The 21,441-nt window shown below is 70.3% G+C and carries 17 protein-coding genes and 2 pseudogenes; 15 read left to right on the forward strand and 4 right to left on the reverse strand.

Annotated features, from left to right (window positions below; all coding sequences use genetic code 11):
• The first annotated feature begins 52 nt into the window (after positions 1-52).
• The 8 genes from ALMP_RS28830 (at position 53) to ALMP_RS28865 (ending at position 10,033) form a co-directional block, all read left to right on the forward strand.
• Positions 53-724: a bifunctional 4-hydroxy-2-oxoglutarate aldolase/2-dehydro-3-deoxy-phosphogluconate aldolase gene (locus tag ALMP_RS28830; RefSeq protein ID WP_264933530.1), complete on the forward strand. Its 672-nt coding sequence runs from the start codon at positions 53-55 to the stop codon at positions 722-724.
• Positions 721-1,668 carry a sugar kinase gene (locus ALMP_RS28835; RefSeq protein ID WP_264933532.1) on the forward strand — a complete coding sequence of 316 codons (948 nt, stop codon included), beginning with the start codon at positions 721-723 and terminating at the stop codon, positions 1,666-1,668. The genes ALMP_RS28830 and ALMP_RS28835 overlap by 4 nt, the downstream gene beginning before the upstream one ends.
• Before the next feature lie 65 nt (positions 1,669-1,733).
• Entirely contained in the window at positions 1,734-2,810 is a 1,077-nt protein-coding gene (locus ALMP_RS28840; RefSeq protein WP_264933534.1) for a lactonase family protein, read from the forward strand.
• Positions 2,811-2,848: 38 nt separating this feature from the next.
• The gene (locus tag ALMP_RS28845) at positions 2,849-4,372 is read left to right on the forward strand and encodes an alpha-N-arabinofuranosidase (protein WP_264933536.1); all 1,524 of its coding nucleotides are present in this window, start codon (positions 2,849-2,851) and stop codon (positions 4,370-4,372) included.
• Positions 4,373-4,522: 150 nt separating this feature from the next.
• Positions 4,523-5,440 carry a glycosyl hydrolase gene (locus ALMP_RS28850; RefSeq protein ID WP_264933537.1) on the forward strand — a complete coding sequence of 306 codons (918 nt, stop codon included), beginning with the start codon at positions 4,523-4,525 and terminating at the stop codon, positions 5,438-5,440.
• Between the two features lie 101 nt (positions 5,441-5,541).
• On the forward strand, positions 5,542-7,851 hold the full coding sequence (locus tag ALMP_RS28855; RefSeq protein ID WP_264933538.1) for a glycoside hydrolase family 127 protein: 2,310 nt from the start codon (positions 5,542-5,544) through the stop codon (positions 7,849-7,851).
• A 92-nt stretch (positions 7,852-7,943) separates the two neighbouring features.
• Complete coding sequence (locus ALMP_RS28860; protein ID WP_264933540.1) at positions 7,944-9,248, forward strand: glycoside hydrolase family 27 protein; 1,305 nt, start codon at positions 7,944-7,946, stop codon at positions 9,246-9,248.
• A 140-nt stretch (positions 9,249-9,388) separates the two neighbouring features.
• Positions 9,389-10,033 (forward strand): TetR/AcrR family transcriptional regulator, encoded by a 645-nt coding sequence (locus ALMP_RS28865; RefSeq protein WP_264933542.1) that lies wholly within the window; start codon positions 9,389-9,391, stop codon positions 10,031-10,033.
• Between the two features lie 124 nt (positions 10,034-10,157).
• Here the strand turns inward: ALMP_RS28865 and ALMP_RS28870 are convergent, their stop codons facing one another.
• The gene (locus ALMP_RS28870; RefSeq protein ID WP_264933544.1) at positions 10,158-11,039 is read right to left on the reverse strand and encodes a LysR substrate-binding domain-containing protein; all 882 of its coding nucleotides are present in this window, start codon (positions 11,037-11,039) and stop codon (positions 10,158-10,160) included.
• A gap of 71 nt (positions 11,040-11,110) precedes the next feature.
• Here ALMP_RS28870 and ALMP_RS28875 point away from each other — a divergent pair, with 71 nt between their 5' ends.
• From ALMP_RS28875 to ALMP_RS28885, 3 genes are read left to right on the forward strand one after another with little or no spacing between them, the layout of a single operon-like run.
• Complete coding sequence (locus tag ALMP_RS28875) at positions 11,111-12,316, forward strand: thiolase family protein (RefSeq protein WP_264933546.1); 1,206 nt, start codon at positions 11,111-11,113, stop codon at positions 12,314-12,316.
• Complete coding sequence (locus ALMP_RS28880; protein ID WP_264933548.1) at positions 12,313-13,008, forward strand: 3-oxoacid CoA-transferase subunit A; 696 nt, start codon at positions 12,313-12,315, stop codon at positions 13,006-13,008. The genes ALMP_RS28875 and ALMP_RS28880 overlap by 4 nt, the downstream gene beginning before the upstream one ends.
• A complete protein-coding gene (locus ALMP_RS28885) occupies positions 13,005-13,694 on the forward strand; it encodes a 3-oxoacid CoA-transferase subunit B (protein WP_264933550.1) in 690 nt (229 codons plus the stop codon). Before ALMP_RS28880 ends, ALMP_RS28885 begins: the two co-directional genes overlap by 4 nt.
• A gap of 89 nt (positions 13,695-13,783) precedes the next feature.
• Here ALMP_RS28885 and ALMP_RS28890 read toward each other — a convergent pair whose 3' ends face one another.
• Entirely contained in the window at positions 13,784-15,268 is a 1,485-nt protein-coding gene (locus ALMP_RS28890) for a non-reducing end alpha-L-arabinofuranosidase family hydrolase (RefSeq protein ID WP_264933552.1), read from the reverse strand.
• A gap of 891 nt (positions 15,269-16,159) precedes the next feature.
• Here ALMP_RS28890 and ALMP_RS28895 point away from each other — a divergent pair.
• Both ALMP_RS28895 and ALMP_RS28900 read left to right on the forward strand, forming a co-directional pair.
• Positions 16,160-17,590 (forward strand): endo-1,4-beta-xylanase, encoded by a 1,431-nt coding sequence (locus tag ALMP_RS28895; RefSeq protein ID WP_264933554.1) that lies wholly within the window; start codon positions 16,160-16,162, stop codon positions 17,588-17,590.
• Between the two features lie 99 nt (positions 17,591-17,689).
• The gene (locus tag ALMP_RS28900; RefSeq protein WP_264934003.1) at positions 17,690-18,997 is read left to right on the forward strand and encodes an RICIN domain-containing protein; all 1,308 of its coding nucleotides are present in this window, start codon (positions 17,690-17,692) and stop codon (positions 18,995-18,997) included.
• A 145-nt stretch (positions 18,998-19,142) separates the two neighbouring features.
• On the opposite strand, the gene ALMP_RS28905 is transcribed toward ALMP_RS28900, so the two are convergent.
• Together ALMP_RS28905 and ALMP_RS44200 are read right to left on the reverse strand one after the other, a co-directional pair.
• Entirely contained in the window at positions 19,143-19,865 is a 723-nt protein-coding gene (locus ALMP_RS28905) for a B3/4 domain-containing protein (RefSeq protein ID WP_264933556.1), read from the reverse strand.
• A 257-nt stretch (positions 19,866-20,122) separates the two neighbouring features.
• Positions 20,123-20,364 (reverse strand): annotated as a pseudogene (locus tag ALMP_RS44200) (EamA family transporter); the annotation flags it as partial.
• Positions 20,365-20,479: 115 nt separating this feature from the next.
• Between ALMP_RS44200 and ALMP_RS28910 the strand changes: the two are divergent.
• Positions 20,480-21,064: a helix-turn-helix domain-containing protein gene (locus ALMP_RS28910; RefSeq protein ID WP_264933558.1), complete on the forward strand. Its 585-nt coding sequence runs from the start codon at positions 20,480-20,482 to the stop codon at positions 21,062-21,064.
• A 75-nt stretch (positions 21,065-21,139) separates the two neighbouring features.
• Positions 21,140-21,334 (forward strand): annotated as a pseudogene (locus ALMP_RS28915) (hypothetical protein); the annotation flags it as partial.
• Positions 21,335-21,441: the final 107 nt, after the last annotated feature.

Consider the following 21,441-nt stretch of genomic DNA (forward strand, 5'->3'; position numbering starts at 1 on the left):
TTCCCATGACCACTACCCAGGGCTCCGGCACGTCGTCCGCGGCGGTGAGGCCATGACGGAGCGTCCGGCTCCCACCCCGCAGCTGGGCCGGGCCCGGGTCATGGCCATCCTGCGGTCGGCCGACGCGACGGGACTGCCCGCCGTGGCCCGGGCCCTCGCGGACGGCGGCATCACCTGCCTCGAGGTCACCCTCACCACACCGGGCGCCCTCGACGCGCTGGCCGCCATCCGGCGGGAACTCGGCCCCGAGGTGGCCGTCGGCGCCGGCACGGTGATCACCACCGGGCAGGCACGGGACGCGCTCGCGGCCGGAGCCGAGTTCCTGGTGGCCCCGGCCGTGGACACCGACGTCATCCGCGACACCGCCGACAGAGGCATCCCCTGCTACCCGGGCGCCTGGACACCGACCGAGGTCTCCACCGCCTGGCGGGCGGGCGCCGCCGCCGTCAAGCTCTTCCCGGCGAGCACCGGCGGCCCCGCCCACCTGCGACAGCTGCGCGCCCCGCTCCCGGACGTCCCGCTCATCGCCGTCGGCGGAGTCGGCGTCGAGCAGGCCCGCGACTACCTCGACGCGGGCGCCCTCGCCGTCGGCATCGGCTCCCCGCTGCTGCACGGAGCGGACCGCGACCCGGTACCGCAGACCCTGCACGCCCTCACGGCGAGGACCCGCGTCCTGCTCGACGCGGTCCGGGCCACGCCCGGTCATCAGGAGGTGGGCCCGTGAACGCCCCCTACCTGGTGACCGTCGGCGAGGTCCTCGCGGTCCTGGCCGCACCGGACGCCGGTCCGCTGGCGCTGGGTTCGGGTCTGCGTCTCGGGCTGGCCGGAGCCGAGTCGAACGTCGCCGTGGGCGTCAGCCGGCTCGGCGGGTCCGCCACCTGGATCGGCCGCGTCAGCGACGACCCGCTCGGCGACCTCATCCTGCGCGAACTGCGCGCCGAAGGCGTCACCACGGTCGCCGCAAGAGACCCCGCCCCCACCTCGCTGCTGCTGCGGGAACGCCGCACGGCCACGCACAGCCGTACCCGCTACTACCGCACCCACACGGCCGGTTCCCGGCTCGCCCCCGACGACATCCCCGAGCACCTCGTCGCCGGCGCGGCGGTCCTGCACATCACCGGCATCACCCCGGCGCTGGGCGAGGGCCCGGCCCGTGCCGTCGCCCGGGCGGTGGACATCGCCGTCGACGCCGGCGTGCCGGTCTCCCTGGACATCAACTACCGCTCACTGCTGTGGACCGAGACCGAGGCCAGGCACACACTGTTGCCGCTGTTGCGCAGGAGCGACCTGGTCTTCGCCGGAACGCACGAAGGCCGGCTCGTGGTGCCCGACGCCGAAGGACCGGGCCAGCTCGCCAAGGGCATCTGCGACCTCGGCCCCGCCGCAGCCGTGATCAAGCTCGGCGCCGAAGGCGCGTACGCCCTCCTCGACGGGCGGTCCTACCGGCAGCCCGCCCTTCCCGTCACCGCGCTCGACTCGGTGGGCGCGGGAGACGCGTTCGCCGCCGGGTACCTCGCCGAACTCCTCGCCGGTGAGCCCCCGCAGCGGCGGCTGCGGACGGCGGCCCTGCTGGGCGCCTTCGCGGTCAGCACCACCGGCGACTGGGAAGGCCTGCCCCGGCGCTCCGAACTGGGGCTGCTGGACCACCACGACGACATCGTGCGCTGATCCCCCACCGGCGCCACGTCCGCTCGAGCACCCACCCGCTCAAGGAACTCCCAGGGATCACACCCATGCCCACACATGCCTCCGACGACGAGGTCCTCGTCCTCACCGGCTCCCACACACCCGACTCCGGCGGGGACGGCGCCGGGATCGCCGCCCTACGACTCGCCCCGGGGACCGGTCACCTGACGTACGACACCTCGGTGCCGCCGGTCCCCGTCAGCGGGGCGTCCTTCCTGGCGGCCCACCCCTCTCTCGACGTCGTCTACAGCACGAACGAGACCGAGCCGGGCACCGTCAGCGCCCTCGTCCAGCACGGCGACGGCCACCTCTCCACGCTCGGCGACCCGCTGAGCAGCGGCGGCACCAACCCCTGCCACCTCACCGTGCACCCGGACGGGGGCTGGCTGCTGACCGCGAACTACGGCAGCGACACGGCGCCCGGCAGCGTGGCCGCGCACCGCCTCGGCACGGACGGACGTCTGCTGGAGCCGACCGACGTCGTGGTCCACGAGGGGTCGGGCCCGGTCACCGGACGGCAGGAGGGCAGCCACGCCCATCAGGTGCTCGTCGACCCGGCCGGCCGTTTCGTCCTCGCCACCGACCTGGGCGCGGACGCCGTCTTCACGTACCGGCTCGACACCCGGACCGGCGCCCTGGAGCGGTTCGCGGTCAGCCGGCTGCGCGCGGGGTCGGGGCCTCGCCACCTCGTCTTCGCCCCCGGCGGTGAGCTGGTGTTCAGCGCGGACGAACTGTCCTCGACCGTCACCTGCCACCGGTACGACGCCGGTACGGGCACGCTGACGGCGCTCTCCAGCGTGCCCGCCACGGCGCTGAGGGACGTCGCCAATCAGCCCGGCGGTATCGTCGCCTCGCCCTGCGGCCGTTTCGTGTGGGTGACCAACCGGGGCGCGGACACCGTGGCCGCGTTCCGGGTCACCGACACCGCCGCGCTGGAACCGATCGGCGAGACGTCCGCCGGCGGTACCTGGCCCCGCAGCCTGGCCTACGCGGCCGGTCATCTGCTGGTCGCCAACCAGCACAGCGGCACCCTCGCCGCACTGCGTGTCCTGGACGACGGGTCGCTGCGGCCGGCGGGCCCGGCGCTGTCCGTTCCGTCGGTGGTCTGCACGCTCGCCCTCTGAAACCGGCGTCTCAGCTTTCTTTCCCTTGAAAGGCAGTCATGTCCCACCCCACCACCCCCGCTCGCTTCACCCTCGACTCGGCGTTCGGTATCGGCGCCGTCGACCCCCGGCTGTACGGGTCGTTCGTCGAGCACCTGGGCCGCTGCGTCTACACAGGCATCTACGAACCCGGCCACCCCACCGCGGACGCCGACGGCCTGCGCCAGGACGTCCTGGAGCTGGTCCGGGAACTGGGCGTCACCACGGTGCGCTACCCGGGCGGCAACTTCGTCTCCGGCTACCGCTGGGAGGACTCCGTCGGCCCGCGCGAGGAACGCCCGGCCCGGCTGGACCTCGCCTGGAAGACCACCGAGACCAACGAGTTCGGCCTCGGTGAGTTCATGGACTTCTGCGCCAAGACCGGCATGGAACCCATGATGGCCGTCAACCTCGGAACCCGCGGGGTCGAGGACGCCCTGCGTCTGCTGGAGTACTGCAACCATCCGGGCGGCACCGAACTGTCCGACCGCCGCGTCGCCCACGGCGCCAAGGAACCGTACGGCGTCAAGATGTGGTGCCTCGGCAACGAGATGGACGGGACCTGGCAGATCGGCCACAAGACCGCCGAGGAGTACGGGCGGCTCGCCGCCGAGACCGCCCGCGCCATGAAGATGATCGAGCCCGATCTGGAGCTCGTGGCCTGCGGCAGCTCGGGTTCCGGCATCGAGACGTTCGCCGCCTGGGAGGCCACCGTCCTGGAGGCCGCCTACGACAACGTCGAGTACGTCTCCCTGCACGCCTACTACGAGGAGATCGACGGAGACCGGGACTCCTTCCTGGCGTCCGCCGTCGACATGGAGCACTTCATCGAGTCGGTGGTCGCCACCTGCGACCACGTCCGCGCCCGGCTGAAGGCGACCAAGCGCATCAACCTCTCCTTCGACGAGTGGAACGTCTGGTACCAGAAGCGGCCCAACCCGCACGCCGTGGAGGACTGGCAGCAGGCCCCGCGCCTGCTGGAGGACGTCTACACCGTCACCGACGCCGTGGTGTTCGGCTCGATGCTCATCGCGCTGCTGCGGCACGCCGACCGGGTCACCGCCGCATCCCTGGCCCAGCTCGTCAACGTCATCGCGCCGATCATGACCGAGCCCGGCGGCGCGGCCTGGCGGCAGACCACGTTCTTCCCCTTCGCCCAGGCGTCGACGTACGGGCGTGGGCGGGTGCTGCGCGTCGACGTGGACAGCCCGACGTACCCCACCGCCCGCTTCGGCGACGTACCGCTGCTGCACGCCACCGCCGTCATCGACGACGAGACCGGCGACATCACCGTCTTCGCGGTCAACCGCGGCCAGACGGACGCCCTGCCGCTGAACATCGACCTGCGCGGCGTCGACGCCCACACCCTGGCGGAGCACCTGGTCCTGGCCGACAGCGACCCGGAGGCCGTCAACACGGCGGAGCGGCCCGACCGTGTCCTCCCGCGCCCCGCCACCGGAACCACCGTCACCGACGGCGTCCTCCACGCCGAACTCGAACCGCTCTCCTGGAACATGATTCGGCTGACGGCCCAGCAGGACTGACCACTCCGACACAGCCGCCGCCCATGAGCCGCTGCCACCGCCGTCGTCCCCGTCGCGGAGACCGGCTCATGGGCCCGCGTGCGGCACGATGACACTCACACCTGGGAAGAACCGATGACAACCGTTGCCCGGCCCTTGTTCCGAGACCCCATGCACGACGGCGCGACCGACCCCACGGTCATCTGGAACCGGCAGGCCGGCGAGTGGTGGATGTTCTACACGAGCCGACGCGCCGACGCGCCACCGATGGACGACGCGAGCTGGATACACGGGACCGACATCGGAATCGCGTCCTCCGCGGACGGCGGAGCCACCTGGCTGTACCGGGGCATCGCCGAAGGGCTGAACATCGAGCCCGGGCGGCACACCTACTGGGCCCCCGAGATCATCGACGACGGAACCGAGTACCACATGTACGTCAGCGTGATCCGCGGCGTTCCGACCCAGTGGCCGGGGCACCCGCGCGTGATCCGCCACTACACCAGCCACGACCTCTTCACCTGGACCTACCGTTCCACCCTGACGCTCTCGTCCGACAGAGTCATCGACGCCTGCGTCCTGCGGCTCCCCACCGGCGGCTACCGCATGTGGTACAAGGACGAGGCCGATCACGCGCACACCTACGCGGCGGACAGCGACGACCTGGCGCGGTGGACCGTCCGGGGACCCGCCGTCGAGATCTCCAAGCACGAAGGCCCGAACGTCTTCGAGCTGGACGGCGGCTACTGGATGCTCATCGACGAATGGCACGGGCAGCGGGTTCTGCACTCACGGGACCTGGAGACATGGGAACCGCGCGGACTCGTCCTCGATCGCCCCGGGCAGGGCCCGGACGACGGGGGATACGGCTACCACGCCGATGTCGTCACCAGCGAACTCGGCGCGTTCGTCTTCTACTTCTCCCACCCCAGGCGACCCGACGACCACCCCCGCCCCCACACCAGCCACGAGGACCGCCGGAGCTCGGTGCACGTCGCCCGCCTGCGGGTGAGCGGGGACACCCTCGTGTGCGACCGCGACGAGATCCTCGAGGCCCCCATCCTCCCCCTCCAAGGGCCTGCCCGGTGACACGGGAGGCCTCGCGGTTCCCGCTCTGACGCCGGAACGTCGGCAGCACGAAGCCGCTTCCCGGCAGGCCCGAAGCGTTCGAACGAAGGAAACAAGCAGTCATGCAGTCGCTTCCCCGAGGCGCGGTACGCCTTCTGCCCGGCCCGTTCCTGGACGCGCAGGCCACCGCCCTCGACTATCTGCTGTCCCTCGACCCCGACCGGCTCCTCGCGCCCCTGCGGCGCGAGGCCGGCCTGCCACCGGTCGCCGAGTCCTACGGCAACTGGGAGAACTCCGGTCTCGACGGTCACACCGTCGGGCACGCGCTGTCGGGTGCCGCCCTCATGAGCGCGGTGACGGACGATCCCCGGCCGAAGGCCCTGGTCGAACGTCTGGTCGAGGGTGTCGTCGAGTGCCAGGACGCCCTGGGCACCGGCTACGTCGGAGGTGTCCCCGACGGCGTGCGGCTGTGGCAACGAGTGGCCGCGGGGCAGGTGGAGCGCGACTCGTTCGAGCTCGGTGGTGCCTGGGTGCCGTGGTACAACCTGCACAAGCTCTTCGCCGGCCTGCTGGACGCCCACCGGTACGCCGGTTCGGACCCGGCCCTGACGGCCGTCCGGCGGCTGGCCGACTGGTGGGACCGGATGGCGGCCGGGATGGACGACGACACCCACGAGGCCATGCTCCGCACGGAGTTCGGCGGGATGTGCGAGGTGCTCGCGGACCTCGCCGACATCACCGGCACCGACCGGTACGCCGCCCTGGCACGGCGCTTCCTCGACCACTCCCTGCTCGGCCCGCTGCGTGAGCACCGCGACGTCCTCGACGGGACGCACGCCAACACGCAGATCGCCAAGGCCGTCGGGTACCAGCGGCTGGGCGAGGTCGCCCGCGACCCCGGTCTGCGGGACGCCGCCCGCTTCTTCTGGCAGACCATGACCCGGCACCGGACGTTCTCCTTCGGCGGCAACTCCGTACGCGAGCACCTGCACCCCCGCGACGACTTCAGCTCCGCGCTCCGGTCGCCGGAAGGCCCCGAGACCTGCAACACGTACAACATGCTCAAGCTGAGCCGCGCGCTGTTCCTCGAACGGCCGGATGCCGAGGTGCTCGACCACTACGAGCGCGCGACGGTCAACCACATCCTCTCGTCCCTGCATCCGAACGGCGGGCTGGTGTACTTCACCCCGGTCCGGCCGGGCCACTACCGCGTGGCGTCGACGCCCCAGAACTGCTTCTGGTGCTGCGTCGGCACCGGGCTGGAGAACCACGCGAAGTACGGCGAGCTGGTGTACACCACCGAGGGCGACGACCTGTTCGTCAACCTCTTCATCGCCTCCCGACTGAGACTCCCCGAACAGAACCTGGTGCTCGAGCAGACCGGGACGGCCCCCTACGACGACGAGGTGAGAGTCGTGGTGCGCGGCGCTCCCACCACCCCCGTGGCGATCCACATACGCGTGCCCGGCTGGCACGAGGGGACTGCGCACCCCCGCGTCAACGGCACGCCGCCCGAGGACGGGACGGCCCCGCTCACGACGCGCCTCGGAACAGGCGGACAGCCCCTGACCTACGTGCGTCTCGAACGGCAGTGGCGTGCGGGGGACACCATCACCATGCGCCTTCGCCCGCGCGTCAGCGCCGAGCTGCTCCCCGACGGCTCGCCATGGGTGTCGTTCCGCTACGGGCCCACCGTCCTCGCGGCGGAGGGAGACCGGAACGACCTGGTCGGCCTCTTCGCCGACGACTCCCGGATGGGGCATGTCGCCAGTGGTCCGCTGCGCCCCCTGGAGCACCTGCCCGTCGTACTCGCCCGGAGCACCTCGGATCCGGCGGCCGGCGTACGCCGGCTCGGCCCGGACCGGTTGGCGTTCGCCCTTGATCACGTGGACGCGCGACCGGGCGAGTCCATCACCCTCGTCCCCTTCGCCGGCATCCACGACGCCCGCTACCACCTTTACCTCCCCCTGGCGGAACCGGAGCGGCTGTATGAGCGGCGGGCGGAGCTGCGCGCGGCCGACGACGCGGCACTCGCACTGCGTGACCGCACCGTCGACGCCGTCGCCGCCGGTGAGCAGCAGCCCGAAAGTGATCACCGGTTCATGGGACACGACACCTGGTCGGGGCGCACCGACGGGCTGAGGTGGCGGGCCGCCACCGGATGGTGGTCCTACCGCCTGGCAGACCCGGACGGCGCCGCCACCGGCCTTCAGGTGATCCACCTCTCGGGCGGAAACGCAGGGCCGACCCGCGTGCTGGTCGACGGGCGGGCGCTGGGCACGATCACACCCTCGCCCTCGGGCGAGGGCGAGGAAATCTGCCAGGTGTTCCCGCTCGACTCCGACCGTCCCGCCGGACTCGTGAAGGTTCGCTTCGAAGCGACCGGCTCCGCGACCACCGTCCGGCTGCGCGAAGCGCGTCTGGTGCGCTGACGCGACCCACACCCGTCCCAGAGCACTCGCCGAGCACACCTGACGGCCGCCGCAGGTTCTGCGAACCCGGCCGGAAAGGAAACGATTCAGTCATGACCCGATTCCCCCGTCCGATCCCCGAGCGGCACCTGCGTCCGCCGATGGGCTGGAACAGCTGGGACTGCTACGGCACGACCGTCACCGAGGACGAGGTCCTCGCCAACGCGAGTTTCATGCACGAGCACCTGCTGGCCCACGGCTGGGACACCGTCGTCGTGGACATCCAGTGGTACGAGCCCACAGCCCGCGCCCACGGCTACAATTCGGACGCCCCGGTGGTCCTCGACGGCCACGGTCGGCAGCTGCCCGCCCCGAACCGATTTCCCTCGGCGGCGGGCGGCGCGGGATTCGCGCCGCTGGCCGACCGCGTTCACCGACTCGGCCTGCGATTCGGCCTGCACATCATGCGCGGCATTCCGCGCCGGGCCGTGGCCGCCCGACTGCCCGTGGCGGGCACCGACTTCACAGCCGACGAGATCGCCGATACCGACTCCGTCTGCCCCTGGAACCCGGACAACTACGGCCTGAACCATGACCACCCGGGGGCCCAGGCGTATTACGACTCCCAGGTCGCCCAGTTCGCCCGGTGGGGCGTCGACTTCATCAAGGCCGACGACATGCTCTTCCCGTACCACGAGCGGGAGATCGCCGCCTACGCCCGGGCCATCGCCCGGAGCGGCCGGCCCATCGAGCTGAGTCTGTCACCGGGCACCGACGTGTCGGTCGCCCACCTGGACCACCTGCGGGAGAACGCCACCATGTGGCGTGTCTGCGACGACCTGTGGGACCGGTGGGAGGACGTGGAGGCGCAGTTCGCCCGCATGGCCCGGTGGGCTCCGTGGCAGGGCACAGGATCGACGGGCGGCTGGGCGGACGCCGACATGCTGCCCCTCGGCCGCATCGGCATCCGGGCCGAGCGGGGCGACGACCGTCTCTGCTCCCTCACCCGCCCCGAGCAGATCAGCCTGCTCACACTGTGGCTGATCTCCCGCTCCCCGCTGATGATGGGCGGCGACCTGCCCACCAGCCCGCCGGAGACCATCGAGCTGCTCACCAACGACGAAGCACTCGCCGTCCTGTGGCACAGCACCGGCAACCGGGAGGTCCTCCGCGAGCGGGACCTCGTCCTGTGGACCGCCCAGGACACCGACGGACGTACCCGCTACGCCGCCGTGTTCTCCCTCGCCGGCACCCCTCGGCGCGTCACCGTCCCGCTCGGCTCTCTCGGCGCCCGTCCCGACGACCACGTCCGCGAGCTGTGGACCCGCACCGACACCCCGCACGACGGCCGTGGCCTGGCCGTCGACCTGCCCGCGCACGGCGCGGCCCTTCTCCGTCTGGGCCAGGACGTGAGGTAGATGAGGTTCCCCTTACCGTCATAGTGGGGGCGACGGGTCGCCGGCAGGCAGGTCATCTTGATCGCGTCGCTGGTCACGGCCTGGCGGCGCCAGGTCCGGGGCCTGCGGCGCGGATGCCGGCTCCGTATACGCTGAGGCGGATGACTACCGAACCGTCGCTCGATCTGCCGCCGGCGCAGCAGGCGCGCAGCCGGCTCACCCAGCAGCGGATCCTGGAAGCAGGCACGGCCCTCCTCGAAGAAGGCGGCACCGAGGCGCTCACCGTGGCGGCCGTCGCCTCTCGGGCGGGCGTCTCGGTGGGCAGCGTCTACCGGCGGTTCGGCGACAAGGATCGTCTGATCGCGGCGCTGCAGCACGCCATGATCGACCAGTTCCGCGCCGACATCATCCGCCGCTTCGCTCCGCTGCGCGCGGATCCGGCCGCGCTGGTCTCCTCGGCGGTCGCGGGGCTCACCGAGACGTTCGAGACGCACGCGCGCCTGATGCGCGTCTTCATCACCGCGGGCACCACCGATCCTGCGGTGGCCCGAGTGGGGTCCGAGGCCAGCGTCGACGCCGGCCGGGTCTTCCGGCAATTCCTGGAGCCGGTCCTGCCGGCCATGGCCGGCATCCCGGAGCCGGAGTTGCGCCTGGATGTCGTCTTCCGTCTGGTCTACGGGGCTTGTATGAACCGTGTGCTGCACGGTGAACGCTTCGAATCGGAACGGCCGCTGACCTGGCGTCAACTGACCGACGAGCTGGTGAACATGGCCTGCCTGTACCTCCTCGGTGTGCCGGGGCGGTGAGCTCCCGCTCTCCCAGGTGAAGCGCGTCGGCGGTGCGGCCGGATGCCCGCGCCGGGTCGGCCGACGTCGTCGGGCAGGGTCCCGCGCCCTGCGGGCCGAGCCTGGCCCGGCGTCGGCGCATGGCTCAGATCGTCGCCCGGATGATCCCCACGGTGCGTGTCAGATGCGGCTCGGAGCGGTCGGCGCGGTGGGCGACGGCCAGCTCCACGCGCGCGTGGGTACCGGTCAGTGGCAGGTAGGCGACGCCTTCGAGAGCCAACGCCGTGACGGGCTCGGGCACGACCGCGACGCCGAGGCCGCCGGCCACGAGCGTGATCAGTGTCGAGGTCTCGCCGACCTCGTGGCGGATGCGCGGCTCGACGCCGGCGTCGCGCAGGAGGCCCAGCACCACGTCGTACATCACCGACCTGCGGTCCGCGGAGTGCACGATCAGGTCGGCACCGGCCAGGTCCGCGGTCCGCAGCCGTTTCCGGCGGGCGAGGGGGTGGTCGACCGGGACGGCGACGACCAGCCGGTCCCGGCGCAGGGTGTGCACGGTGAGGGAGAGGTCGGCCGCCGGAGGCCGCAGCAGCGCGACGTCGATCGCGCCGCCGCGCAACGCCTCGACCTGGTCGGGCGCCAGCATTTCACCGCGGAAGGCGAAGTCGACGCCGGGAAGCTCCTCCGAGAGCCGGCGCGAGAGCGCGGGCAGGAGGCTGTACGTCGCCGAGCCCACGCACCCGATCGCCAGGTGGCCCACCGAGCCGGCGGCGACGAGCCGTGCGTGGTGGGCAGCCTCGTCGACGTCCTCGAGGATCGCGCGTGCCCGCTTCAGGTAAGCACGGCCGGCCTCGGTGAGGTCGACGCGGCGCGTGGTGCGGTTCAGCAGTCCGACGCCGAGCTCGGCCTCGAGCTGGCGGATCTGCTGGGAGAGCGGCGGCTGCGCCATGTGGAGCCGCTCCGCGGCCCGACCGAAGTGGCGCTCCTCGGCCACCGCGACGAAGTACCGGAGATGACGCAGATCCATATGTCAACCATATCAATCGACTCGGATATGTGTACTTCAGAATATCGAGTCCGGGGGTTAGCGTCGCTGCCATGAGCGCTTTCCTCTACGCCGCGACACGGACGCCGTTCGGCCGCTTCAACGGCGCGCTGGCCGGCGTCCGCCCCGACGACCTCGCCGCCGCCGCGATCACCTCGACGCTGGCCACGGTGCCGCATCTCGACCACGCCGCGATCGACGACGTGGTGTGGGGCAACGCAAACGGCGCGGGGGAGGAGAACCGCAACGTCGGCCGTATGGCGGCGCTGCTCGCCGGGCTCCCGGTGAGCGTGCCCGGCGCCACGGTCAACCGGCTGTGCGGGTCGAGCCTCGACGCGGCGATGATCGCCAGCCGGGCGATCGAGTCCGGCGACGCCGAGGTGGTGCTGACCGGTGGTGTGGAGTCGATGACCCGGGCGCCGTGGGTGCTGCCCAAGTCGGCGAAGCCGTTCCCGGCCGGAGACGTCACCGCGGTGTCGACCACGCTCGGCTGGCGGCTGGTCAACCCGCGGATGCCGAAGGAGTGGACGGTCAGCCTCGGCGAGGCCAACGAGCAGCTCGGTGAGCGCTTCGGGATCTCCCGTGAGCGGCAGGACGAGTTCGCCGCCCGCTCCCACCGACTCGCCCACGCCGCCTGGGAGTCGGGCTTCTACGACGACTTGGTCGTGCCGGTCGAAGGGGTCGACCTGACCCGCGACGAGGGCATCCGCGCCGGATCCACACCGCAGGTGCTGGCGGGGCTCAAGCCCGTCTTCCGCACCCCGCAGCAAGGCGGCACCATCACCGCGGGCAACGCCAGCCCGCTCAACGACGGTGCCTCCGCGGTGCTGTTGGGCAGCGAGACGGCAGCGGCCACGATCGGGGCCGACCCGATCGCCCGCATCGCCGGCCGAGGGGTCATGGCTCTGGAACCGCAGGCCTTCGGCTACGCCCCGGTCGAGGCGGCCAACCGTGCGCTGGCCCGGGCCGGGATCGGCTGGGACCAGGTGGGCGCGGTCGAGCTCAACGAGGCCTTCGCGGTGCAGTCGCTCGTCTGCCTCGACACGTGGAAGATCGACCCCGCCCTCGTCAATCAGAAGGGCGGCGCCATCGCGATCGGACACCCGCTGGGCGCCTCGGGCGGCCGCATCCTCGCCACCCTGGCCAAGGTGCTGCGCGAGACGAGGCAGCGCTACGGCGTCGCCGCGATCTGCATCGGGGTCGGCCAGGGGCTGGCCGTCGTACTGGAGAACTGCGATGTGACGGGGGTGGCCCGGTGAGCCGGACGGAGATTCTCGAGAGCACCGACGCCGCGGTCGCCGGGATCGAGGACGGATCCACCGTCCTCGTCGGCGGATTCGGCCTGGCCGGGATGCCGTTCGACCTGATCGACGCGCTCATCCGGCAGGGCGCGAAGGACCTCACGATCGTGTCCAACAACGCCGGCAACGGCGATGTCGGGCTGGCCGCGCTGCTGGCCGCCGGACGCGTACGCAAGGTGGTCTGCTCCTTTCCGCGCCAGGCCGACTCCTGGGTCTTCGACGGCCTCTACCGCGCGGGGAAGATCGAACTCGAGGTGGTGCCGCAGGGCAACCTCGCCGAGCGGATGCGCGCGGCCGGTGCCGGCATCGGCGCCTTCTACTGCCCGACCGCGGTCGGCACACCGCTGGCCGAGGGCAAGGAGGAACGCGAGATCGACGGCCGGAAGTACCTGCTGGAGTACCCCATCAAGGGCGACTACGCGCTGATCAGCGCGCATGTCGCCGATGCGATGGGCAACCTCGTCTACCGCAAGACCGCCCGCAACTTCGGACCGGTCATGGCCACGGCCGCCACGACGACCATCGTCCAGGTCGACGAGATCGTCGAGATCGGGAAGCTCGACCCCGAGGCCGTCGTCACCCCGTCCATCTACGTCGACCGCGTCGTCCAGGTGACGGCCCGCCATTACACCGTGCAGGGGGCACGATGACCACCACCTACTCCGGGGTGCCGACGGTCGCGGACCACCGGCTCTCGATGGATGAACTGGCCGCCGTCATCGCACGCGACATCCCGGCCGGCGCCTTCGTCAACCTCGGCATCGGACAGCCCACCAAGATCGCCGACCAGCTGCCGGCCGACTCCGGGGTCGTCCTGCACACCGAGAACGGCATGCTCAACATGGGCCCCAGGGCCGTAGGCGACGCGATCGACCCCGACCTGACCAACGCCGGCAAGGTCCCGGTGACCGAGCTGCCGGGAGCGGCGTACTTCCACCACGCCGACTCCTTCGCCATGATGCGCGGTGGACACCTCGACGTCTGCGTCCTCGGCGCCTACCAGGTCGCCTTCAACGGCGACCTCGCCAACTGGACCACCGGCGGACCCGACGACATCCCAGCGGTCGGCGGAGCCATGGACCTTGCCATCGGCGCCAAGGACGTCTACGTGATGATGACCCTCTTCACCCGCTCCGGCGCGCCGAAGCTCGTGCCGCGGTGCACCTACCCGCTCACCGGCGTGGGCTGCGTCAGCCGCGTCTACACCGACCACGGCGTCTTCGACGTCGGTCCTGATGGCGTACGGATCAGGGAGACGTACGGCATCAGCGCGGAAGAGCTCGCGAACCGATGCGGCGTCACGCGTCCTGGACCGACGGGTGACTCGGAGGGATGACGTCGTCGCCCGACCCGGGCGGGCTCGGCCCTCAGCCATGAGCCCGCCCGGGTCGGCTCCCTTATCGGAGTCGGATCCGTGTCATGCCGTCAGCGCTGCAGGGTCAGCAGGCCGGGGCGGTAGGGGAGGAGGCCGTAGTCGACGCCGTCGGAGCTGGGGCTGCGCCCCTGGTAGAGCAACTGCAGGTTGCAGGGGTCGATGGTCATGGTCTGGTCGGCGCTGGTGCGGAGCAGTTCGCCGTGGCTGATGTCATTGGTCCAAGTCGCGCCGCTGTTGGCCTTGCCGGCGAACGGGTTGCTCTCGGTCGCGGCCTGGGGTGTCCAGGAGCCGTTCAGGCTGGTCGCGGTGAACGAGCGGAAGTAGCGCTTCTCGTCCGCACCCCGAGCCTCGACGATCATCAGGTACTGGTTGCGGTCCTTGACCTTGTAGACCTGCGGCGCCTCGAACAGGTTCTTCACCGTGTCGCTCATGATCGTTGTGTACGAGGAGCCGAAGCTGCCCGGGAAGTTCCCGATGGGCATGCTGGCCCGGTAGATCTTGCCGTTGTCACCGGCGAAGAACAGGTACATGTTCGTCCCGTCACCGATGATCGTCTGGTCGATGGGGCCGGTTCCGGAGTCGGAGATGCTGCCGGTGAACAGCGGCTGCGGTGCTGACCAGCCGTTCGGGTTGGTCGGATCGGCCGACGTCCGGTAGTTGAAGGCGGCCGCGCCCCACTGGTAGGTGAGCACCCAGATGTTCTTCGGTGCGAAGTAGAAGAGCGAGGGGGCGACGGTGCCGGACGACATCGTGTTCTGGCTGGCCGAGGCCATCTCCGACCAGTTGGTGAACGGGGTGAAGTTCATCGAGCCCCAGGCCCTTCCCGTTCCCGCGGCGCCGTGTGTCGTCGCATAGACGAGCTGCTTGCCGTTGTAGGGGGCGACGGTGAAGTCCTTGAGCGAGGCCCACCCCGACTTGGGCTGCGCCAGCGCGCCCGTCGACGTCCAGCGGTAGGTCGACGGGAGATTGCAACCCGGGCCGGGGTTGTCGGCACCGACCTTGACGAGCTGCCACTGCTGGTTGCTGCCGCCCCAGTCGTCGTACTGGACGATGTTCGCGTTGTCGGCGGTGGAGGCGCCCTGTACTTCGAGGGCCTTGTTGCTGTGGCGCGAGATGAGCCGCACGTAGCCGTCCGAGCTGTCGGCCAGCCGCCACTGCTGGTTGGTGCTGTTCAGGTCGGTCCACTGGACGATCGAGCCGCCGTTCGCGGTGGACCAGTTGTGAACGTCCAGCACCTTGCCCGAGTGCCGGGACTTGATGCGGTAGTAGCCGCCCCCGGAATCGACGAACTGCCACTGCTGCTGGTTCTGATCGTTCCTGGCCCACTGGGTGATGCGGGCGCCGTCGGTGGTCGCCATGTTGTAGACGTCCAGGGCTTTGCCGCTGTTGCGGTTGACCAGCACATACGAGGCGTTGGGGTCTACGGTCGCCGCGCTGGCGGGCTGGGCACCGAAGAAGGTGGCCACGAGCAGCAGGGGCGAAAGAACGGCGAGTAAGCGTCTTGGACGCAGCAGGGACGGGTGGCGAAACCGCATCAGAGGGCCTCCTTGGGGGCGGGGTGAGGTGACGCCGATGAATAGCGGAGCGGCCGTGCTGGGTGCAGGGAGAATTTCGAAACATTCGAAGGGCTTCCCGAACCTTGACGCCACAAGCTAGGAATGTGGGGCCCTCTGGTCAAGGTCTGTCGCTGATCTGTCCACAAACCGTCCCTCCGTTTTCGGGCTTGGCGAGCTGTCGCGCGGACCGGAAGTGCTCCCAAAGTTCGCGATATGTCTCGCCGCCCCAAGGGTCTGCGGGGTGGGAAGTTGAGTGAACAGCGTCCGCGCGCTCGTCCTGTTCCCGGCCCGGGGCCTACGGCATCCGTCGACGGCGGCGCCGGAGGGTTCGCGGTTCGGCCGGGTTCCGAAATTTTCGCGGGAAGAACGAAACTTTCTCTGCGCTGAGTATTGACGATTCACCGTCAATCCTTCAACCTCCCTCACGGGGTGACCGGTCACGGTTCGAAATTCCGAACTGTGCCGGCCCTGGGTAAAGGTGCTGCACGGCGGATCCACGTACGGCTGCAGCAGATCCGCGCGCCGAAGCACCTGCGCGACCCCGTTTCGTTCCGGTGAGGTTCGCACCAGCATCCTGGCTCTTCGTGCAGTTGGAGAGGTATGCGACGCCGCGTGACGGTCCCCCGGCTGAGCCGCGATGGAGTTACCCGTGCCTGTGTCGAAACACCGCTGCCGTCGGCCGTACGTCACCGGCGGCCGACCCGGGTGCTGTCCGGGCCGGTCGAGATCGTCCCGAACCCATGACCGCGGTGTCCGGTGATTCGGTGCCGCCCGGGTTCCGTGCCGCCCCGTCCGTCTGCCAAGTGGGAGCGGACGACCCTTTCCCCTGCGCTCCAGTCATTCCGTGATGTCTACCTTGGAGGCACAGTCATGGGTTTGTACGTCCTTCCCAGACCCGTTGTCCGCCGGAGGATCCGCGACCTGCTGCTGGCGCTGGTCGTCGGTGTGCTCGGCGCGGTCGCCGCACTCGTCGCGCCGCCGACCGCACACGCCGCCGAGAGCACGCTCGGCGCCGCGGCGGCGCAGAGCGGCCGCTATTTCGGCACCGCCATAGCCTCGGGCAGGCTGGGCGACTCGGCGTACACGACGATCGCGCGCCGAGAGTTCAACTCGGTGACGGCCGAGAACGAGATGAAGATCGACGCCACCGAACCACAGCGGGGCCAGTTCAACTTCGCCGCCGGTGACCGCGTCTACAACTGGGCGGTGCAGAACGGCAAGCAGGTGCGCGGCCACACCCTGGCCTGGCACTCCCAGCAGCCCGGCTGGATGCAGGCCCTCAGCGGCAGCACGCTGCGCCAGGCGATGATCGACCACATCAAGGGCGTGATGGCCCACTACAAGGGCAAGATCGTCCAGTGGGACGTCGTGAACGAGGCCTTCGCCGACGGCAGTTCGGGGGCCCGGCGCGACTCCAACCTGCAGCGCACCGGCAACGACTGGATCGAGGTCGCCTTCCGCACCGCGCGCGCCGCGGACCCGGCCGCCAAGCTCTGCTACAACGACTACAACGTCGAGAACTGGACCTGGGCCAAGACCCAGGCCATGTACGCCATGGTCCGAGACTTCAAGCAGCGTGGCGTACCGATCGACTGTGTCGGCTTCCAGTCGCACTTCAACAACGACAGCCCCTACAACAGCAACTTCCGCACCACCCTGCAGAGCTTCGCCGCCCTCGGTGTCGACGTGGCCATCACCGAACTCGACATCCAGGGCGCTTCGGCCACGACCTACGCCAACGTGACCAACGACTGCCTGGCCGTCCCGCGCTGCCTCGGCATCACCGTCTGGGGTGTGCGCGACACCGACTCCTGGCGACCGCAGCACACGCCGCTGCTGTTCAACGGCGACGGCAGCAAGAAGCCCGCGTACACCGCCGTCCTCAACGCACTCAACGGCGGCTCCACCACGCCCTCTCCGGGTTCCGGAACGATCAAGGGCGTCGGGTCGGGCCGCTGCCTGGACGTGCCCGGCGCAAGTACCACCGACGGCACCCAGCTCCAGCTGTGGGACTGCCACAACGGCACCAACCAGCAGTGGACGTCCACCGCCGCCGGTGAGCTCAGGGTCTACGGCAACAAGTGCCTGGACGCCGGCGGCACCGGCAACGGCGCCAGAGTCCAGATCTACAGCTGCTGGGGCGGCGACAACCAGAAATGGCGCCTCAACTCCGACGGAACCATCGTCGGCGTCCAGTCCGGCCTCTGCCTCGAGGCCGCCTCGGGCGGCACCGCCAACGGCACCCTGATCCAGCTCTACTCCTGCTCGAACGGCAGCAACCAACGCTGGACCCGCACCTGATAAGCCCGCCACCAACGAAAGGGTGAATCGATGACGGCCTACGGTCCGGCTTCCCTCGTCCCTCCACCAAGACATCGATGGTGGTCCCGGGTCGCCGCCCTGGTGGCGGCGACCCTCGCGATCGGCGTGCTCGCCGTGGTGCGTCCGGCGCCCGCCGAGGCGGCGACGGTGGACACCAATGCCTGGTACGTCCTGGTCAACCGCAACAGCGGCAAGGCGCTGGACGTCTCTGGCTCCTCCACCGCCGACGGCGCGCGGGTCAGCCAGTGGACGCGCAGCGACGGAGCCAACCAGCAGTGGCAGTTCGTGGCCTCCGGCGACGGCTTCTACCGCCTCAAGGCCCGGCATTCGAGCAAGGTCCTCGACGTGGCCGGCGCGTCTTCCGCGGACGGTGCCGCGATCCAGCAGTGGGCCGACCACAACGGGGCCAACCAGCAGTTCCGCCTGGCCGACTCCGACGCGGGCCACGTCCGGCTGATCAACCGCACCAGCGGCAAGGCGGTGGAGGTGCAGGGCGCCTCCACCGCCGACGGAGGCAACGTCGTCCAGTACGCCGACTGGGGCGGCGCCAACCAGCAATGGCAGATGATCAAGCTGTCGACCGGTGGCGGTGGCGGTGGCGGATGCGGCAGCGCGCCGACTCTGACGAGCGGTACGCACACGATTCAGAGCGGTGGCAAGAGCCGCAGCTTCATCCTCAGGGTTCCCGCCAACTACGACAACAGCCACCGCTACCGGCTGATCTTCGCGTTCCACTGGCGGGGCGGAACCGCCGGCGACGTCGCCTCGGGCGGCACGAGCGGGAACGCATGGTCCTACTACGGCCAGCAAGAACAGTCGAACAACAGCGCCATCCTGGTCGCCCCCCAGGGCCTCGGCAACGGCTGGGCCAATGCGGGCGGTGAGGACGTCACCTTCGTCGACGACATGATCCGGCGCATCGAGGGCGGCCTCTGTGTCAACCCGGCACAGCGTTTCGCCACGGGATTCAGCTGGGGCGGCGGTATGAGCTACGCGCTCGCATGCAGCCGGGCGAACGTCTTCAGGGCGGTCGCGGTCATATCCGGCGCCCAGATCAGCGGGTGCAGCGGCGGCACCCAGCCCATCGCCTACTTCGGAATCCACGGCATCAGCGACAACGTCCTCAACATCGGGCAAGGACGGTCCCTGCGCGACAAATTCGTCAGCAACAACGGCTGCGCCGCCCAGAGCCCGCGCGAGCCCGCGCCGGGCAGCCGAACGCACATCACCACCACCTACTCGGGCTGCCGTGCCGGATACCCGGTCCAGTGGGCCGCGTTCGACGGAGGCCACATACCCGGTCCGGTCGACGGCTCCTCCGGCGAGAGCGGCGTCACCACCTGGACCAAGGCAGAGATCTGGAGGTTCTTCGCACAGTTCCAGTGACCCACCCGCACCACGGAGTGGAGCCAGGATGATCCTGGCTCCACTCCGTCGACGTCTATCCACGCTGGAGACCGGCTGACCCGCCCGGCCGCGGACTCCCCGTCGCCATGGGAGCCCGCGGCCGGGTCTCTTCCATCCGCGTCATCTAGATCACGGGTGATCCCCAGGTGGCCTGAGGTCCGGCCGGGCTGAGGTAGTGGACGGCGGTCTGTGTGGTGTGCGGGGCGAGCAGGCCTTGCAGTTCTTCCGCCGCGGCCTTGAGGAGGCCGCCGTCGCGGGTGGCATGGAGGGTTTCGAGGACGAGGGCGACGTGGGTGGAGTCCTCGGTGACGCGGGTCTGGTGGGCGTCGCGGTGGTTCCAGTGACGGGTCAGGACAATGCCGGCGTCTGCGTAGATGATCTCGCCTGGTTTGGGCTGCTCGACAGTGCCGGGTTCGCCGAGCGGGGTGAAGGACTCGGTGCCGTCCGCGTACCGGATGTCGACGTCGCCGGTGACGTGGTCGAGGTCGAAGGCGCCGGCGGGCAGGCCGTGACGGACGGAGACGGCGTTGTAGGAGTCGACGGCCGGGTTGATGCGCGGCAGGCTGCCCTTCTTGGCCAGGCGGCGGCCGAGCGCGTCGACGCTGGGGCGGATGCGGCGGGGGTTGGTGCCGAAGGAGCGGTAGGCGGTGTGCCACGCCTCGATCCGGGGGTCGGTCTCGTCGGCAGGCTGCCAGGTGCCCTCGGCGAGCTGCTGCTCCAGGTCCTCCAGAGCGGCTGTGGTGTGCGGCCAGGGTTCACGGCCGCGCAGGCCGGTGGCGGTGACCAGAGCGATGAGCGTGTCGGGGAAGGCATCCGCGACGGCGGGGGCGATGCGGAAGGCGGGCATGAGCGGGGTTTCCGTTTCCTAGGTCCGGGTGTGGGCGGTCGAGGCGGGGTCAGGCCTTCCAGGGACCGATGCGGTCCCGGCGGCGCTGCTGCCGTGCGGTGGGCACGTCGAGACCCTGGCCGCGTACGGTGAGACGGTCGGCGACAGCGGTGCGGTACTCGACGGGCTTGTGGTCGTCGTACTTGAACTCGGCCAGGACGTCGGTGACCTCCAGACGCGGACGCTCGCCGCCCCCAGCGGCGACCTCGCCGTCGTCGCGCGGTCACGGGCGACAGCACGTTCATCGGACCGATCGCCGGCGTGCGGTAGAGCAGGGTGAACGCGGCGGCGGAGGCGACCCCGGACGCGGCACCCCAGCCAGGGGCGTCGGCGCTGAACGAGGCGCCGAGCACCGGCCACGGCAACAGTTCGACCGCGCCTTTCGGGCGCCGAGGCCGCCGAGAAAGTCGGCGCATCCATAGGCGAGTGAGCTGCCCAGGGCCAGCGGCAGAGCGATCACAGCACATCCCTTACTGTCATCTGAACGACCGAAGAGTACAATGCAACGACCGGTCCGTGTCAATTGAACGACCGCACGGTGCATTGCAGTGGTCGATGGCGAGGATGGAGATCAGATGGTGGAGACAGCCGCAGCCCTGCGGACGGTCGCGCACAACGTCCGGGCGGCCCGCACCAGGGCGGGTCTGTCCCTTGAGGAACTCAGCCGGCGCGCTCAGGTCAGCAAGGGTGCCCTGGTGGGACTCGAGAAAGCCCAGGGGAATCCCAACCTGGCCACCCTGGTCCGGCTGGCCGACACCCTCGGCATCTCGGTGTCCGACCTGATGCAGGGACCGCCCGAAGGCCGCGTCCGTGTCGTGGCCGCCGACGCCGTGGCACCGCTGTGGACCGGCGACCGAGGCAGCGAGGCCCGGCTCATGCTGACGACCTCGGGCCCGGCTCCTGTCGAGGTCTGGCGCTGGCACCTGGAACCGGACGAGGAATATCCCAGCCACCCCCACCAGGCCGGCGTCGTGGAAACCGTCAGTGTCATCTCCGGCCAGATGATCTTGGTCGTCGGCGGCACCGAACACACCGTGGAAGCCGGACAGACCGCCACGTTCGACGGCGACACCGCTCACACCTATCGCGGCTCCGGCACCGAGACCTGCCACCTGATCATGACGGTCCACCTTCCGCCCGGTCCCGCTGCCACGACCTGACCCACGGCCCGGGCGCGCAGCCACGCATCCGCCAGGTCATGCCTCCCCGGTGGCGGGTGTGTGCGAAGCGGCGCCGTCCTCGGCGCCAACGGCATCCCTCTGGAGTACTCGCCGCTGCGCCACGCCAACAACCTGGAGTCGGTGCTCACTTACGAGGGCACGAGCGAGATCCACACTCTGGTCGTCGGCCGGGCCCTGACCGGCAGGCGGCCTACCGCCGATATGCCGGAAGTGACGGGAATGCCACCTGGAGAAGCGCAGTTGGATTAAGTGCGGCCGGTGGAAATAAGTCGAGGATTTGGAACTGATTGCGGTGCCGAAAAAAAGGAGGCTGCAGGGTCCGTTTGGTAGGCGTCGATCCTCGTTTACAATAGGAC

This window comes from Streptomyces sp. A012304 (assembly GCF_026008495.1).
Classification (GTDB): Bacteria; Actinomycetota; Actinomycetes; order Streptomycetales; family Streptomycetaceae; genus Streptomyces.

Bases quoted from the DNA above. Each gene is read 5' to 3' on its own strand.
- ALMP_RS28885 (WP_264933550.1), top strand. From the start codon at position 13,005: ATGACCACCACCTACTCCGGGGTGCCGACGGTCGCGGACCACCGGCTC.
- ALMP_RS28850 (WP_264933537.1), top strand. From the start codon at position 4,523: ATGCACGACGGCGCGACCGACCCCACGGTCATCTGGAACCGGCAGGCC.
- ALMP_RS28870 (WP_264933544.1), bottom strand. From the start codon at position 11,039: ATGGATCTGCGTCATCTCCGGTACTTCGTCGCGGTGGCCGAGGAGCGC.
- ALMP_RS28855 (WP_264933538.1), top strand. From the start codon at position 5,542: ATGCAGTCGCTTCCCCGAGGCGCGGTACGCCTTCTGCCCGGCCCGTTC.
- ALMP_RS28910 (WP_264933558.1), top strand. From the start codon at position 20,480: ATGGTGGAGACAGCCGCAGCCCTGCGGACGGTCGCGCACAACGTCCGG.
- ALMP_RS28905 (WP_264933556.1), bottom strand. From the start codon at position 19,865: ATGCCCGCCTTCCGCATCGCCCCCGCCGTCGCGGATGCCTTCCCCGAC.
- ALMP_RS28845 (WP_264933536.1), top strand. From the start codon at position 2,849: ATGTCCCACCCCACCACCCCCGCTCGCTTCACCCTCGACTCGGCGTTC.
- ALMP_RS28895 (WP_264933554.1), top strand. From the start codon at position 16,160: ATGGGTTTGTACGTCCTTCCCAGACCCGTTGTCCGCCGGAGGATCCGC.
- ALMP_RS28865 (WP_264933542.1), top strand. From the start codon at position 9,389: ATGACTACCGAACCGTCGCTCGATCTGCCGCCGGCGCAGCAGGCGCGC.
- ALMP_RS28875 (WP_264933546.1), top strand. From the start codon at position 11,111: ATGAGCGCTTTCCTCTACGCCGCGACACGGACGCCGTTCGGCCGCTTC.
- ALMP_RS28890 (WP_264933552.1), bottom strand. From the start codon at position 15,268: ATGCGGTTTCGCCACCCGTCCCTGCTGCGTCCAAGACGCTTACTCGCC.
- ALMP_RS28860 (WP_264933540.1), top strand. From the start codon at position 7,944: ATGACCCGATTCCCCCGTCCGATCCCCGAGCGGCACCTGCGTCCGCCG.
- ALMP_RS28830 (WP_264933530.1), top strand. From the start codon at position 53: ATGACGGAGCGTCCGGCTCCCACCCCGCAGCTGGGCCGGGCCCGGGTC.
- ALMP_RS28840 (WP_264933534.1), top strand. From the start codon at position 1,734: ATGCCCACACATGCCTCCGACGACGAGGTCCTCGTCCTCACCGGCTCC.